We start from the raw sequence: 15,033 nt of genomic DNA on the forward strand, positions 1-15,033 counted from the left end.
GATCTGACAAGCAAAGCCTCATAACAATGAGGCTTTGCTACGTTTATCGCTTTAACGAAATACTAAAATCTATTAATAACTAAGGCATCTTCTCATTGAATGTGCCTTACGCTTTTGAGGAATACCCTGAGACATGAGTTACTCGACTTTCAACCGTAAGCACTTCGATAGTACAAAAGAACCTATGTTCTTTGGTGAAAATGTCAACGTTGCTCGCTATGATCAGCAAAAGCATCCTATCTTTGAAAAATTAATCGAAAAGCAATTATCTTTCTTTTGGCGCCCGGAAGAAGTCGACCTTTCTACAGATCGTAAAGATTTTCAAAGATTAGAAGAACACGAACAACATATCTTCTTGAGCAACCTAAAGTATCAAACCCTGCTCGACAGCGTGCAAGGCCGTTCGCCAAACGTTGCATTATTACCAATCGTTTCTCTACCTGAATTAGAAACTTGGATCGAAACTTGGTCATTCAGCGAAACCATTCACAGCCGCTCTTACACACATATTATTCGTAACATCGTTAATGATCCGACCAAAATTTTTGATGATATCGTGACGAACGAAGAAATCACTAAACGTGCTGATAGTGTTTCTAAATACTATGACCGTCTAATCGAAATGGTCAATTTGTATAACACCATGGGCATGGGAACCTTTGATGTTCCAGGCAAGGGCCCAATTGAAATTTCTATGCCTAAGCTTAAAAAGGCACTTTACCTAACAATTGCATCCGTCAACGTATTAGAAGCGATTCGTTTCTATGTGAGTTTTGCTTGTAGCTTCGCCTTTGCTGAACGCACGCTGATGGAAGGTAACGCTAAGATCATCAAATTAATCGCTCGTGATGAGGCTTTGCACTTAACAGGCACTCAACACATGCTGAACTTGATGGCTTCCGGTAAAGATGACCCAGAGATGGCCGTCATTGCTGCAGAATGCCAAGACGAAGTTCGCCAGATTTTCATTGAAGCAGCAGAGCAAGAAAAAGAATGGGCAACTTACCTATTCAAAGACGGCTCGATGATTGGCCTTAACGCTCAAATTCTAGGCCAGTATGTTGAATACATTACCAATGTACGTATGCAAGCCGTTGGATTTGAAACTTGCTTTACAACTAAGCATAACCCAATCCCTTGGATTAATGCTTGGTTGGTGAGTGACAATGTTCAAGTTGCCCCACAAGAGGCAGAAATCAGTTCTTACCTAGTGGGTCAAACTGACAATAGCTTAGATGATTCAGACTTCGATGACTTCGACCTCTAAACCAAAAGCACCCGAGAAAAAAGAACAAGTGCATCGTGTACTGCTAGGGAAAAAACAAATTCTCGTCACCGAAGATGAGCCCTTGCTAGTACAACTTGAGAGAGCTGGTATTCACGTTGAATACCAGTGTCGTGAAGGATATTGCTCTTCTTGCTCAATCAAGCTCTTGTGGGGAAATGTAATTTACCCATTTGAGCCCCTTGCATGGGTGCAAAGCGGTTATTTATTAGCATGCTGCGCTATTGTCAAAAGCGACATTGAAATCGCTTTTTTCGACTAATTTTTGTTTACTAATTACTGCCTAACGTAACGTACGGTAGCCCGCGTAAATTCGAGTTGTCGTCGTTACCCAACATATCACACCAAACAAATACGCCATGACGGCAAAGTAGTCAGGCAATAAACAAATCAATACCAGAAACACAATAGTTTCTGTACCCTCAGCCAATCCCCCTAAAAAATACAGAGATTTACGACCATACTCTAAACGTTCAATGTTTCGCTTCTCGGCCATAATGGCAAACGCTAAAAAACTACTGCCCGTGCCCATAAAAGAAAAAATCAAAAAGCTCGCCGCTAACGCATTGTCCACTGGATTCATCAAGGCAAAACCGAAAATCACCGCCGAATAAAAAATGAAATCTAAGGTGATATCTAAATACCCCCCCAAATCTGTGGGGCCTTGTATCCTAGCCACCGCGCCATCTAAGCCATCCATCACCCTGTTTATAATCACCAACACCAACGCTAAAGAGGTGTTTCCAAAGTACAAAGCTGACAATACCATCATGCCAATCAAAAAACCAAGCAAGGTAATCCAATTGGCTTTTACTCCTAACTTATCAATCACTAAAGCCGTTAAACGCAACGGGTGTTTGAGGGCTTTAATAAAAAATGTATCTAACATTCAAACAACTACCTTGATTCTATAGGGACGAAATATTCCAAGACTTGATACAATGTAAGCATACTAGTGTTAACTAATACCATTCATCTACTTAGCAGAATAATAAGGTTTTTATGATACACGCAAAACAATATGGCTCATCAGGCCCAAATCTTATTGTCATACACGGTTTATTTGGCAATGCTGACAACTGGCATTCAATTGCACAATCTTTAGCTGAGCACTTCACTGTTTACTGCATCGATCTTCCGAACCATGGTAAATCAGACAGCATGCCAGACGCCAGCTACCCAAAAATGGCAGAAGCGATACTTAACTGGGCTGAGCTCAATAAAATCGACTCTTTCTACCTACTCGGTCACTCTATGGGTGGGAAAGTCGCCATGCAAATGGCGGCAATGGCAACAGCGGGACAAATTGAAAAACTTATTGTCGTCGACATTGCTCCAGTCGATTACCAGCCTAGCCATACTCGGATCTTAGAAGGCTTAAAGGCGATTGATGAATCACTACCCTCTTCAAGAAAAGAAGCAGACGCGCTATTAAGTAAATACGAGTCAAACTTGGCCGTCAGACAATTCTTATTGAAAAACCTAGCAAGAAGCGAAGAAGGCTTCACACTAGAGCTCTCTGTGAACAATATAGCCGATAGCTATTCTACTATCCTGAAAAAACCAGTGATTAAAAGTGCGGTAAGTATTCCAACGCTATTTATCAAAGGTGAAAACTCAGACTATATCTTGGCAGAGTATCAGGAAGCTATTTTGGCATTCTTTCCAAACGCCAGCTTTAAGATAATATCTGGTGCTGGTCATTGGTTACATGCTGAAAAACCATTACCCTTTACCAGTCTAGTGAAACGCTTTCTACAGTAACCTCTAACACCCAGTTTCGGAGCAAAGACCATACTTATCTTTCAAGTAAGACGGAGACGGCAACACGACACCGTGTGATTTAATCAGATAGGGGTTAAAACTCACTCTCAGCTTATCGGGGTACACAGCGTCCAGCAGTACCCCTTTTGTTTGCCACATGCTGATATGATTAGCCAAAATATCTAGTTTCGTATCAGTATCAGAATAAATTGCAAACAATGAACCTGCTCGAACAAAAGCAAAAGAAGGTCCTATCATCACCCGTTGTTTATGAAATAGTAATTTCAGTATGTCCTGTGCTATACCATTTTTATATAGCTCAGTATCAACTAATGAAAAAACCACAGCTGAGCCATCTAAGACGAAATTAACCGACTTCAACACAGACAGTCGGTCCACCTCTGTTTTAATAAACTGAAACTCAAAGCCATGCTGCGCGGCCTGTTCCTGCATATTTTGCACATCGATCAAAAGATTATCACTATAAAGTACAGCCAGAGGTTTACGATCAAACCAAATAGCCTCAAGCAAGGCCAAGCGCTTATCCAAAGGCGCCCCAGAAAACACAGCACTATTAGGAAGCCCACACTGCGGCCGTGCTTTAAGATACTCTTCTTTACCAATAAAAATAGCCATAACAGCCCCTTCTGAGACCGATGAACACACCTGACGAAAGCTTTCAGAACCAATTGCAACCGTCACATCTTCGCTTTTCAAAAAAGAAGCGTTTTGTATAAACAAAGAACGACGCACTGGGATCAGTTGCGTATTGGCTGGCAATAATTTAGAAAGCTGGAATGCCAAAGAGCGTGCTGAACTCTCTTCTATATCATGGACAACATAAATAGCCGCAGACACATTTATGGATGTCAGCGACAAAATAATAAAAATAAAAATCCTTTTCACGTTTCTATTTATCCACATTAGAAAGTGATATTGGTGAAAACATAAGCAAACGTATTTTCCGTCAAATTATTATGTTTCGAAACAAGTGAGTTATCATCTAAACGCGTTTCCACACCAGCTCCCATTGTAGCCTTAGAGTACCCTCCGAAGGTCAATTCGTATGACAACCATGTATTAAGTAATTCATAATCTTTACCGCCTAACTCTTTTCCATACCAATAATAGCTTTGAATAGCCCAGCGATCTGTTAGAGGCAAGCTACCAAAGAAAGAGACCATAACAGGTGTTGTAGCCTTCAGAAGAGTAGCGTTGTCTGTTTGAGTATCTTGATAAGCATAGGTGAAACGAGTAATAGCACCAGAACGAAAGCGCCAATCAAATTCTAGTTCAATTCCATTGATATCAACATCTTCCGTTATGCCCTCTTCGACTTGAGCATCTCCAGTATAGGATGTGAATTTTTTCTGACTTAAGACCATGTCCTTAACTTCATCATGATAAAACTTTATATCAAACGATAAACCGCGACTCGGCCAATAATGATAATAGCCCACTTCATAAGAAGTAATTTTTTCCTCTTTTTCTCCATTCACCGCATACGAGGTTGGAGAGCTATCCCCATTAGCTAAAACATAATGCCACTTAAAATATTGATCTGATAAATCAGGAGTTCTTACCGCTTTGGATATATTAAATCGCATAGACTCTTGCTCGGATAACTTATAAGTCATACCGAATTTAGGCGATAAAAACGCCCCTCCCATTTGACTGCGCTCAAACATAGCCCCAGCATTTATTATCCAACTCTCGCTAGCTCTGTACTCTATGTTAGAAGAAAGGCGAAACACCTCATCACTCGCTTTTCCTGATAAATAATGCTCAGAATCCGCTTCATCCCAACGATAGCCCACAGCAGAAATCAAACGCAGTCTATTGGATGCTTCCCATGTGCTTTGTAGCTCAATATCTTGACGAGTTTCCAGTAGATCAACAATTGTGGACTCATACACTGGAACAGTACTAGAACCATCAAATAACGCGTTATAAAATCCAGAGCTGAGTATAGCTTCATGATATTCATTCAGATCAGATTGATCATAATAATACTGTATTTTCACCTCATGACTCGGTGATACTTGTTTGCTATAGCTTAACTTAATATGTTCACGATCAATCAAGCGCATTGGCTTATTAATATCATAAGAACCTTTGTCATATTCCACCGGATCAATCTTATCTTTAAGGCTATTGGCCCCCATATCTAGATTAAAGGTGCTGCTTGCAGTCTCCTTTTGAATAAGCACATTGCCCATTTGGGTTCGATGCCCATCATGACGTTCATATCCATCAGCATTTTTATCAAAGCCACTTACATTATTTGTAGAGGCCGATGCTCGATAGCTCCAATCACCATTTAAACCACTGTGCTGTCCATATAATCGATAATCACCATTCGACCCTGAATAAGCGCTAATACTGTCGCCCAACGTTTCTAAAGGAGATCTGGTAATAATATTCACCACAGCAAAAAACGAATTAATACCATAGCTTGCGGCATTCGGTCCTCGGTTAACTTCCACACGAGCGACGTCTTCAATACTTAATGGTAACGTTGCCCATTCAACTCGCGCCAACCCTACACTGTAAACAGAACGACCATTAACCAACACCTGAATACGGCGATATTGATCCAACTGAGTACCGTGATAAGAGGACTCTTTTTGGCTGGATGACTTATAAGGTGCAACTGAAAAGCCGGGTACAAACTGCAAAAGATCTTCCACATATTGCATATTAATACGTCGGATAAATTCACCGTCTAATACAGATAACGTAGAAGACACGTCGACTCTAGGCTGAGGCATTTTAGACGGCGTAACAACCACAGAAATATGATCGAAAAAGCCATCATACGAACCTAGATCAGAAAAATCTCCTCTAGCAGAAGACAAATCTTCCATTTCAGCCCAAGCATTGAAACTAAAAAACAGATAAAAACTAACGCACAAAAAACGAGTTATCATTGCTACTTCGACCTATAATCATCCGCTAAATAGGTTCCTAACATTCGGACTTCTTCAGAGAAAAAGCGCAACTCTTCTAATGCAGCCTGCATAGAGGAAGATTGAAAATGCGCTTCAACATCTACATAGAACTGGGTCGCGGTGAAGTTACCATTCACCATATAGCTTTCTAATTTCAACATGTTAATCCCTTGAGTAGCAAAACCACCCATCGCTTTATAAAGGGCTGCAGGGATATTTCGTACACGAAACATAAAAGAAGTAATATACGTTAAGCCATCTTCATAAATAGGCATTTTTTGCTGACGAGAAAAAACCAAAAAACGAGTTGTATTGCCTATAGTGTCGTTAAAAAAAGTTTTAAGCACATTTAGACCATACAATTCTGCAGCCAATTCAGATGAAATAACCGCTAATCCAGGCTCATCAAACTCAGCAATATGCTTAGCAGCACCTGCGGTGTCATACATGGCCTGACTTTTCGCACCTAACGCCTTAATATTAGCATCACATTGCGCCAACGCTTGAGGGTGACTGCCAATGCGGGTAACTTGATCTAATGTCATAGAATGACGAGCAATTAAACAATGATTTACTGGCTCAAAATGCTCTTTCACTACATACAGCTGGGTGCGTTTTAATTCTCGATAAATCTCTTCCACTCTACCAGCAGTAGAGTTTTCAACGGGGATCATGGCGTAATAAGCATCACCTCGCTCCACCATCTGCAAAGCATCAACAAAGGTCGCACAATGAATGCTGGTCCAATCAGGAAAGGTATGTTTGCAAGCAAGATGCGAATAGGCTCCAGGCTCGCCTTGATAAGCAACGACTTGCATTGCATCAAGAGTAAGATGTTGATCTGGCATAGTAGAATCGATTCTGTGATATATTTCCGCTACAGTAACAAATAGACGTTACTATTTACACAAAAATGACATAACGCGATAGTCATCCAATCATTCACTAGACAAGTGGCGCATGAAAAGAATCTTCATATTAATAGTAAAAGGCTATCAATTTTTAATTAGTCCGTTATTGGGTAATAACTGTCGCTTTTATCCTAGCTGTTCACATTATATGATCCAAGCTATTGAGCGTTTTGGAATTTTTAAGGGTATGTACCTTGGTTTGAAAAGATTATCTAAATGTCATCCATGGCACGAAGGTGGCATGGATCCGGTTCCCGGTTCATGCCACTGCAAGGACGAAAAAAATGGAAAAGATCAGGCTAAAAGAGAGAAAGAAAAGAATTAACTTTATACGGTAGTCATTTGTAGCTTCAAGTCACTAGCAACCAATACTGCTTGCGTCCTATTATTGATTTCCAGCTTACGAAAAATCGCCGTAATATGTGCCTTTACTGTTGCTTCAGAAATAGATAATTCATAAGCAATTTGTTTATTCAGCAGACCTTCATGCAGATAACACAAAACTTTATATTGCTGAGGTGTCAGTTCTGTTACTTTGTGCTGCATAGATAAATCTGGTTTAGGTTGATTGGCAACCTCTTGTCTAAGACCATCTGGGAGCCAAATATCACCCGCCAAAATGGCATGAATGGCCTGTACATAAGTGGCAGGCTCGCTAGTTTTGGGAATAAAGCCCAAAGCGCCAGCATCAATCACTTTAGCAACCATTGCACTGTCCTCACTGCCGGAAATAACCGCCACAGGCACATCAGGAAAGTCTTTACGAATTCGAATTAGCCCATACAAGTCACCACTACCAGGCATATTTAAATCTAGTAGCAGTAAATCAAGATCATTTACGTTCGCTAAACATTGTAATGTCGAATCTAAGTCATGTGATTCGACAATTACAATTCCCTCAATTTCTGCCCGTAGTGCACCACATAGCGCACTACGGAACAAAGGGTGATCATCCGCGATAACAAGTGAAATCACTGTGTATCCTTTTTAAATGTGTAAACGTTCACACATTTAAACGGTTTTCGATTAAATCATCAACCACACTTGGATCAGCTAATGTACTTGTATCACCAAGTTGATCATGTTCGTTCGCGGCAATCTTCCTTAAAATTCGACGCATAATTTTACCTGATCGCGTTTTCGGCAAACCTTTACTTGTCCATTGAATAAGGTCAGGCGTTGCAATAGGACCAATTTCTTGTCGAACAAATAGCTTTAATGACTTAGTCAATTCTTCATCTGGAATCACACCAGCAATCGCACTGACATAAACATAAATGCCTTGCCCTTTAATATCATGAGGGTACCCCACGATAGCGGCTTCAGCGACAGAAGGATGAGCTACTAATGCACTTTCGATTTCAGCGGTTCCCAAGCGGTGCCCTGAAACGTTCAATACATCATCCATACGCCCAGTAATCCAATAATGACCATCTGCATCGCGAGATGCGCCGTCACCAGTGAAGTACATACCGTCGAAAGTACTGAAGTAAGTTTGCTCGAAACGCTCATGATCGCCATAAACAGTTCGTGCCTGACCAGGCCAAGAATCCGTAATAACCAAACCACCTTCCACTAACACGCCCTGCTCTTCTTGTAAGACGCCTTGCGCGTCTACCAACGCAGGTTGCACACCATACAAAGGACCAGTACATGAACCAGGTTTTACATCACCTTGAACAATACGTGGCGTCATCATCATGCCACCAGTTTCAGTTTGCCACCACGTATCAACGATAGGGCAAGAGGAATTACCAATTTCACTGTAATACCAAGACCAGGCTTCTGGGTTGATAGGCTCACCCACACTGCCCAATACTCGTAAGGAATCTCGCTTACTTGAACGCGTCGCCTCATCACCTTTCGCCATCAAAGCACGAATGGCCGTTGGTGCAGTGTACAAAATGGTCACGTCAAATTTATCAACCACACGACCAATTCGACCTGAATCAGGATACGTTGGCACCCCTTCAAATAAGATGCTTGTTGCGCCATTAGCAAGCGGCCCGTAAACCATATAGCTATGGCCTGTGATCCAGCCCACATCAGCGGCACACCAATAAATATCATCTGGCTTAAGATCAAACACCAATTCATGAGTTAACGAGGCATATACTAAATATCCGCCTGTTGTGTGCACCACACCTTTTGGCTTACCGGTTGAACCAGAGGTATAAAGAATAAACAACGGGTCTTCCGCGTTCATACGTTCTGCTGGACATTCAGTACTTTCGTTTTCTACTTCAACCACCCAATCTAAATCACGGCCTTCAAACCAAGGCACGTCTTTTTCTGTGTAACGGTAGACAATAACATTTTCAACAGTTGGACAAGCATTGTTGTCCAACGCCATATCAACATTGTGCTTAAGAGGAATAGTGTTACCAGCACGACGACCTTCGTCTGCGGTAATAACAAGCTTTACTTCACAATCGTTTAAACGATCGGCGATAGCATGAGCTGAAAAACCACCGAAAATAACAGAGTGAATCGCACCAATTCGAGCACACGCCAACATGGCGTAGACGGCTTGCGGAATCATTGGCATGTAAATAGCAACGCGGTCGCCTTTTTTAACGCCCTGACGTTTTAACAGATTGGCTAAACGTCCAACCTCATCGTGTAATGTTTGGTAGGTAATTGCGACTTTTTCATCGCTTTCTTTATCACCTTCACAGTAGTAAGCGACTTTATTTGCAGATTTAGCTAAGTGACGATCAATGCAGTTATAAGCCACATTTAACTCACCATCTTCAAACCACTTAATGTTAACTTCGCCTCGTTTAAAAGAGGTGTTTTTAACTTTTGTATAAGGTTTAAACCAGTCTATACGCTTCCCTTCTCGACCCCAAAACTCATCTGGATTTTCAATCGATTCTTGATAGCGTTTTTCAAATTCTGCTTGACTAACATTGGCATTTTTTGCTGCCTCATTTGAGGTTGCGCTATATAATGACTTCATAACCCGCTCCATTGTTAAATTTGTTATTCGGATGCTGAACTACTATAACTCGCTAGAGGTTCCAATCTATTCCACTTTAGTCTTATTGCAAAAGCAAGCCTAAGCGAAACGCCCTGCTTTTACGAAGAATGGCAGGTGTATCTCTTGCTTTTTTGTCGGCTCCGACCAAGCCTCACGAATAATAGGTGAAGCATTTAATAAAAAGTCATCTCCCTGTTCTTGTATACGCAACTGAGATGCAGACCAAGTACGAATAAAATCCAGCGTTTGCGCCACAGACCAATGACAATTTAACTCAAATTTTGGGACGTCTATTAATTCAAAAGGAAACTTAATATCACGATATTGATTCCACAATAAACGGCTTTCTGCAGGCCAATAAGTTTCAAGATGAGGCAGCACAGACTCTGCTATCGCTTTATCCTCCGTCTCGCCTACCTGTAACCAGTTATATCCCCAGCAAATAAACATGCCACCAGGTTTTAATACTCGCTTTAATTCTTTCCAAAACGCGTCTAAATTAAACCAATGCAGTGCATGAGCAACACATACAACATCAAAATAATGGTCAGGATAGAGCGTCTTTTCAGCAGGAAAAACCTGATAATTCACCTTCCGGTGAGGTGTCGCAGCAGTTACTTGAGATTCACTAATATCAGACGCTTCTACGCGATCAAAGTACGCAGCAAGATCAACCGAAGCTTGGCCAGTACCGCACGCACAATCCCATACAACACTTGATGCAGGTACTTGTTGGGATAGCCAATAATAAAGCTCAGCCGGATACATAGGCCGAGTACGTGAATAGCTAGTAGAAGATTGTCCATCAAACGTACGCATAGAAACCTCTAAACCTAATGGTGTTTAACCTCAACTGCTTAATTTAAGGCTTCAAGCAATTCTAGTACTGTTGTCTCAGCCTATAATTTAGCTAGACAACACCCCATGTTGATGAAGCACGACACGTGCTTCATCAACCCCCTTGACTCGAAACGCTTTCATCCCTAGAGCATTGGCAGTATCAATATTGACCTGATTATCATCAATAAAAAGAATCTGCTCGGGAGCAACCTGTAAATTGCGAATAACATGCTGGTAAATAGCTTCATCCGGTTTTACGAAACCTACCATATGAGAAGCATAATAACTGTGAAATTTACCTGCCAGCGCCATTTCATCCATTAGTCGCGGCCAATGAGCGGCATTAGTATTGGATAAAATAGCACGATGATATTCAGGCTTCACCGCTTCAACCAACTCAAGTGCCCCCGCAAACAAGCCTCTTGGCCATGCTTTAAAAGACGCCTTGAATATTTCTTTATCTATATTACTGCCAACTTCTTTTAGTAATCTATCAGCAAATTGATCAAAAGTAATTTTCCCAGAGTCAAATGCAGCCACTGTCGGTGATCTTAGCCACTTCAACCAGACTGCAGACTCCTCACCTTGCGTATTCAACATAGCATGCATTTCAGAAATATCGCCTAAGTCGACTAAGACATTTCCCAAATCAAACAATACAACACGAATATTATGATCTTTCATTAATTTCTCACTTTGAACTCATCGGCAATATTTTGCTCATCACATAAACCCCTATGACATAAAATAGCATGTTAACAGCGGTTTTTACTCACTTACACCGTAAGCAATTTATTGCCGATACTGAAACGTCAACGATAAGCAATAAATAGCCCATATGTGTATAAAAAAAGAAAGGAAATACCAAGGATAAAATAAAAACCATATATATCAATGATATATATATTTGGCATGATAATCGCTATAGATTACGTAACCATCCCATCAATAGGAGAAAAATAATATGAAATTGGGCTTTGTTACTAAAACTATTCTTACTAGTGCAACCGCTGCTGCGATTGCTTTATCAGCATCCGGTGTATCTGCTGCAGATAACCGCAATTACATTTTAGCTACCGCATCGACAGGGGGAACTTATTACCCAGTTGGTGTAGCTATTGCCACTTTGAGCAAAGTAAAACTAGAACCTAAGTTTGGCCTATCAGTTTCTGCTATCAGCTCAGCTGGCTCAGGTGAAAACATCAAACTTCTACGTGAAAACCAAGCGCAATTCGCCATTCTACAAGGTCTTTACGGTGCATGGGCTTGGGACGGTGAAGGCCCATTTGCAAGCTCAGGCAAACAAACCGAGTTACGCTCTGTTTCTATGCTTTGGCAAAACGTAGAGCATTTTGTACTAAAAACAGACCTAACTAAAACCGGCACTATGTCGGATCTAAAAGCTCTTGAAGGAACAAATAATAAATTTTCCATCGGCACTAAAAACTCTGGAACCGAAGGTTCTGGCCGTCAGCAACTAAAAGGTCTAAATATTGACCCAGACAAATTTGCCCTTGCTTATATGGGCTACGGTGCAAGTGCCGACGCAATGCAAAATGGCAATATCGATGGCATGAACACTCCTGCAGGCGTTCCTGTCAGTGCGGTAACTAGACTTTATGCTTCAATGGGCGACAAGGTCAAAGTATTAGACTTTACTGACGAGCAAATTAAAGAAGCAAACGGTAACTACGAGTTGTGGACCCGCTACGTCATTCCAGCTAACACTTACCCAGGCCAAACAAAAGACATAAACACAGTTGCTCAGCCTAACTTCCTTGCAACACGCGCTGACTTATCAGAAGACGATGTCTATGAGCTAACCAAATCACTTTATGAAAACTTAGCGTATTTAAGTGCCATTCATAAAGCGACATCAGTGATGTCTCTTGAGAAAGCCATTGCAGGTCTTCCTGTTCCGCTACATCCAGGTGCCGCTCGTTACTACCGTGAACGCGGTATTAATATCCCAGCTCGCCTGATCGCAAAATAACATCATTCACTATTGTTCTAGCGCCGTACACTAGTGCGGCGCACCTTTTACGTCTTTGCTCAATCCGTTTTTTGCACACATAAAGGTAGCTTGTCTATGACTGCTTCATCGCAACCAACCGCACCTCAAGACATCAATCTTGAAGATTTTGAAACCAAACATCGCTCTGGCCCTTGGCTAAACCGTTTTGTATTTGCCCTTTCGGTTTTCTTGGCAGTTGCACACATTTACATCAACACAATAGCAACACTTCCAGAACTTTGGGTATCTGCTTTTCATTTTGCAGGCTTCGGTATTTTGTGTGCCTTACTGATACCAGCAAACCCTAAATGGCAAGACAGCAAAGTCGCTCTATTTTTTGATGGTGCTATTGTGCTCGCCCTTATAGGTATGGTGCTTTACATCATTTTCTTTGAAGACGCACTCTATGCTAGAGGCGTAACCTTCAACACCTCAGACTGGATAGTATCCAGCGTTGCTGTTTTACTATCTCTTGAACTGATTCGTCGCACCAGTGGCTGGTTCATTCCATTTCTAATTATCGTCGCTCTAACCTACGTTGTACTTTGGGGAAGCTGGCTTGGTGGCATGTTTAACTTCCCCGGACTTAGCCTTGAAACCCTTTTGTATCGCAGCTTTTTTAGTACCGATGGCATGTTTGGTTCTATCTCACGAATCTCATGGAGCTTTGTCTTCATGTTTATTTTATTCGGCGCCTTTTTAGTAAAATCCGGTGCAGGTGATTTTATTATTGATCTATCACGCTCGCTTGCTAGCAAAATGATAGGTGGCCCCGGTTTTGTGGCGGTATTAGGTTCTGGTTTGATGGGTTCTGTTTCTGGCTCTTCTGTGGCCAACACAGTATCGACTGGCGTCATCACCATTCCACTAATGCGCAGAGCTGGCTTTCCAGCACGTTTTGCTGCTGGCGTCGAAGCTGCAGCGTCTACCGGTGGACAATTGATGCCGCCAGTTATGGGTGCTGGAGCTTTTATTATGGCTTCTTATACACAAGTGTCTTATGTCACCATCATCAGCGTGGCAGCCATTCCGGCGTTATTGTATTTCCTTTCTGTTGGTTTCTTTGTTCGTGTCGAAGCAAAACGCAGTAAAGTAATTGCAACAGAAAGCGATGATGCGGTCGATATTTCACAAGTCCTCAAAGACGGCTGGCATCATATTGTACCACTTGGCGTTTTAGTCACCTTGTTGGTACAAGGCTTTACACCAACGTACGCTGCGGGGATCAGTATTTTGGCAGTTATTGCCGCATCCTTCCTTTCCAGCAAGCATAGAATGGGGCCGGCTGCGGTTATCGATGCGATGGCTCAAGGCGCGAAGAACATGTCTACCACTGCAGTTTTACTGGTAGGTATTGGCTTAGTGGTTAACGTAATTAGCACCACTGGCGTTGGTAATACTTTCTCTTTGTTAATAACCAATTGGGCTGGTGGTAGTCTGTTCTTTACCATTATTTTAGTTGCAATTGCGTCTTTGATTTTAGGTATGGGCTTGCCAGTAACGGCGTCTTACATCGTGTTAGGAACGCTATCGGCTCCAGCTCTATTTAATCTCATCGCAGAAAGCCAGCTATTGGATATGATGTCTTCTGGTAGTTTGCCTGAAGCCGCAAGTGCTGTTTTCATGCTGGTAGACCCTTCAGCTATTGCTTCTTTAGCGCAAGGCATGCCGATGGAGCAAGCACAAGCATTGTTGGCTCAAGTGCCTAACGATTTCAAAAGCATGTTGATGGATCAAGCCCTAGGTGCTCAGAGTGTCGCGATGATTTTGGTAACAGCACACATGATTATCTTTTGGCTTTCACAAGACAGTAACGTAACACCACCGGTATGTTTAACCGCTTTCGCTGCAGCTGCTATTGCTAAAACGCCGCCGATGCTAACGGGTCTGACTGCATGGAAACTAGCAAAAGGCTTATACATTGTCCCGCTATTAATGGCTTATACTCCATTAATTGGCGGTGATACCGAAACACTATTGCGTCTGTCTTTCTTTGCCATCTTTGGCATGTATGCCTTAGTTGGAGCTATGGAAGGTTACTTAGAAGATAAGCTGTCGATCTTTTCACGATTCATTGCTTTAGTCGCTTCTTTGATGATGTTATGGCCACATCTAGCGCTTTGGATTAATTGTATTGGCCTCGTGATTTTCTTGGTACTTTTCGTAATAGGCAATAAGTCTTATAAGAAAAGTATGTGAGTGATAATACATCACAATATTGAAATAATAGTTAATCTCTAACTGTAATAATAACTAAACGAAAAAGGCGTCTCTTCATAAGAAGA

Annotated in this window: 14 protein-coding genes; 6 read left to right on the plus strand and 8 right to left on the minus strand. The window is 41.7% G+C overall.

Features of this window, described 5'->3' with window-relative positions:
* The first annotated feature begins 133 nt into the window (after positions 1 to 133).
* Together nrdB and yfaE are read left to right on the plus strand one after the other, a co-directional pair.
* Positions 134 to 1,267: a class Ia ribonucleoside-diphosphate reductase subunit beta gene (gene nrdB, locus CCS02_RS08115; RefSeq protein WP_072838169.1), complete on the plus strand. Its 1,134-nt coding sequence runs from the start codon at positions 134 to 136 to the stop codon at positions 1,265 to 1,267.
* Positions 1,251 to 1,547 (plus strand): class I ribonucleotide reductase maintenance protein YfaE, encoded by a 297-nt coding sequence (gene yfaE, locus CCS02_RS08120; RefSeq protein WP_072838170.1) that lies wholly within the window; start codon positions 1,251 to 1,253, stop codon positions 1,545 to 1,547. The genes nrdB and yfaE overlap by 17 nt, the downstream gene beginning before the upstream one ends.
* Before the next feature lie 21 nt (positions 1,548 to 1,568).
* On the opposite strand, the gene CCS02_RS08125 is transcribed toward yfaE, so the two are convergent.
* The gene (locus CCS02_RS08125) at positions 1,569 to 2,174 is read right to left on the minus strand and encodes a CDP-alcohol phosphatidyltransferase family protein (protein WP_100636308.1); all 606 of its coding nucleotides are present in this window, start codon (positions 2,172 to 2,174) and stop codon (positions 1,569 to 1,571) included.
* Positions 2,175 to 2,287: 113 nt separating this feature from the next.
* Here CCS02_RS08125 and CCS02_RS08130 point away from each other — a divergent pair, with 113 nt between their 5' ends.
* A complete protein-coding gene (locus CCS02_RS08130; protein WP_100636309.1) occupies positions 2,288 to 3,049 on the plus strand; it encodes an alpha/beta fold hydrolase in 762 nt (253 codons plus the stop codon).
* 3 nt (positions 3,050 to 3,052) lie between these two features.
* Here the strand turns inward: CCS02_RS08130 and CCS02_RS08135 are convergent, their stop codons facing one another.
* From CCS02_RS08135 to CCS02_RS08145, 3 genes are all read right to left on the minus strand, one after another.
* On the minus strand, positions 3,053 to 3,907 hold the full coding sequence (locus CCS02_RS08135; RefSeq protein ID WP_232728845.1) for a hypothetical protein: 855 nt from the start codon (positions 3,905 to 3,907) through the stop codon (positions 3,053 to 3,055).
* A 65-nt stretch (positions 3,908 to 3,972) separates the two neighbouring features.
* A complete protein-coding gene (locus tag CCS02_RS08140) occupies positions 3,973 to 5,979 on the minus strand; it encodes a TonB-dependent receptor plug domain-containing protein (RefSeq protein WP_100636310.1) in 2,007 nt (668 codons plus the stop codon).
* Positions 5,980 to 5,981: 2 nt separating this feature from the next.
* The gene (locus tag CCS02_RS08145; protein ID WP_072838174.1) at positions 5,982 to 6,848 is read right to left on the minus strand and encodes a prephenate dehydratase; all 867 of its coding nucleotides are present in this window, start codon (positions 6,846 to 6,848) and stop codon (positions 5,982 to 5,984) included.
* Positions 6,849 to 6,960: 112 nt separating this feature from the next.
* Between CCS02_RS08145 and yidD the strand changes: the two genes are divergently transcribed.
* Entirely contained in the window at positions 6,961 to 7,236 is a 276-nt protein-coding gene (yidD, locus tag CCS02_RS08150) for a membrane protein insertion efficiency factor YidD (RefSeq protein ID WP_100187504.1), read from the plus strand.
* A gap of 2 nt (positions 7,237 to 7,238) precedes the next feature.
* On the opposite strand, the gene CCS02_RS08155 is transcribed toward yidD, so the two are convergent.
* From CCS02_RS08155 to CCS02_RS08170, 4 genes are all read right to left on the minus strand, one after another.
* Positions 7,239 to 7,886, minus strand: coding sequence for a LuxR C-terminal-related transcriptional regulator (locus CCS02_RS08155; protein WP_072838176.1), 648 nt, complete (start codon positions 7,884 to 7,886; stop codon positions 7,239 to 7,241).
* A 28-nt stretch (positions 7,887 to 7,914) separates the two neighbouring features.
* Positions 7,915 to 9,873, minus strand: coding sequence for an acetate--CoA ligase (acs, locus tag CCS02_RS08160; protein ID WP_100636311.1), 1,959 nt, complete (start codon positions 9,871 to 9,873; stop codon positions 7,915 to 7,917).
* Between the two features lie 99 nt (positions 9,874 to 9,972).
* On the minus strand, positions 9,973 to 10,713 hold the full coding sequence (locus CCS02_RS08165; RefSeq protein WP_072838178.1) for a class I SAM-dependent methyltransferase: 741 nt from the start codon (positions 10,711 to 10,713) through the stop codon (positions 9,973 to 9,975).
* 87 nt (positions 10,714 to 10,800) lie between these two features.
* Complete coding sequence (locus CCS02_RS08170; RefSeq protein ID WP_100187506.1) at positions 10,801 to 11,418, minus strand: HAD family hydrolase; 618 nt, start codon at positions 11,416 to 11,418, stop codon at positions 10,801 to 10,803.
* A gap of 280 nt (positions 11,419 to 11,698) precedes the next feature.
* Here CCS02_RS08170 and CCS02_RS08175 point away from each other — a divergent pair, with 280 nt between their 5' ends.
* The gene (locus tag CCS02_RS08175) at positions 11,699 to 12,727 is read left to right on the plus strand and encodes a TAXI family TRAP transporter solute-binding subunit (protein WP_072838180.1); all 1,029 of its coding nucleotides are present in this window, start codon (positions 11,699 to 11,701) and stop codon (positions 12,725 to 12,727) included.
* 96 nt (positions 12,728 to 12,823) lie between these two features.
* Positions 12,824 to 14,947, plus strand: a complete 2,124-nt coding sequence (locus CCS02_RS08180; RefSeq protein ID WP_072838181.1) for a TRAP transporter permease — start codon at positions 12,824 to 12,826, stop codon at positions 14,945 to 14,947.
* Positions 14,948 to 15,033 lie beyond the last annotated feature (86 nt).

It is taken from the genome of Marinomonas sp. ef1 (assembly GCF_002806845.1).
Taxonomy (GTDB): Bacteria; Pseudomonadota; Gammaproteobacteria; order Pseudomonadales; family Marinomonadaceae; genus Marinomonas; species Marinomonas polaris.

What these genes read in the sequence shown, in the direction of transcription:
- CCS02_RS08140 (WP_100636310.1), bottom strand. Translation starts at nt 5,979, where the DNA reads ATGATAACTCGTTTTTTGTGCGTTAGTTTTTATCTGTTTTTTAGTTTC.
- yidD (WP_100187504.1), top strand. Translation starts at nt 6,961, where the DNA reads ATGAAAAGAATCTTCATATTAATAGTAAAAGGCTATCAATTTTTAATT.
- nrdB (WP_072838169.1), top strand. Translation starts at nt 134, where the DNA reads ATGAGTTACTCGACTTTCAACCGTAAGCACTTCGATAGTACAAAAGAA.
- CCS02_RS08125 (WP_100636308.1), bottom strand. Translation starts at nt 2,174, where the DNA reads ATGTTAGATACATTTTTTATTAAAGCCCTCAAACACCCGTTGCGTTTA.
- acs (WP_100636311.1), bottom strand. Translation starts at nt 9,873, where the DNA reads ATGAAGTCATTATATAGCGCAACCTCAAATGAGGCAGCAAAAAATGCC.
- CCS02_RS08165 (WP_072838178.1), bottom strand. Translation starts at nt 10,713, where the DNA reads ATGCGTACGTTTGATGGACAATCTTCTACTAGCTATTCACGTACTCGG.
- CCS02_RS08180 (WP_072838181.1), top strand. Translation starts at nt 12,824, where the DNA reads ATGACTGCTTCATCGCAACCAACCGCACCTCAAGACATCAATCTTGAA.
- CCS02_RS08145 (WP_072838174.1), bottom strand. Translation starts at nt 6,848, where the DNA reads ATGCCAGATCAACATCTTACTCTTGATGCAATGCAAGTCGTTGCTTAT.
- CCS02_RS08170 (WP_100187506.1), bottom strand. Translation starts at nt 11,418, where the DNA reads ATGAAAGATCATAATATTCGTGTTGTATTGTTTGATTTGGGAAATGTC.
- CCS02_RS08130 (WP_100636309.1), top strand. Translation starts at nt 2,288, where the DNA reads ATGATACACGCAAAACAATATGGCTCATCAGGCCCAAATCTTATTGTC.
- yfaE (WP_072838170.1), top strand. Translation starts at nt 1,251, where the DNA reads ATGACTTCGACCTCTAAACCAAAAGCACCCGAGAAAAAAGAACAAGTG.
- CCS02_RS08175 (WP_072838180.1), top strand. Translation starts at nt 11,699, where the DNA reads ATGAAATTGGGCTTTGTTACTAAAACTATTCTTACTAGTGCAACCGCT.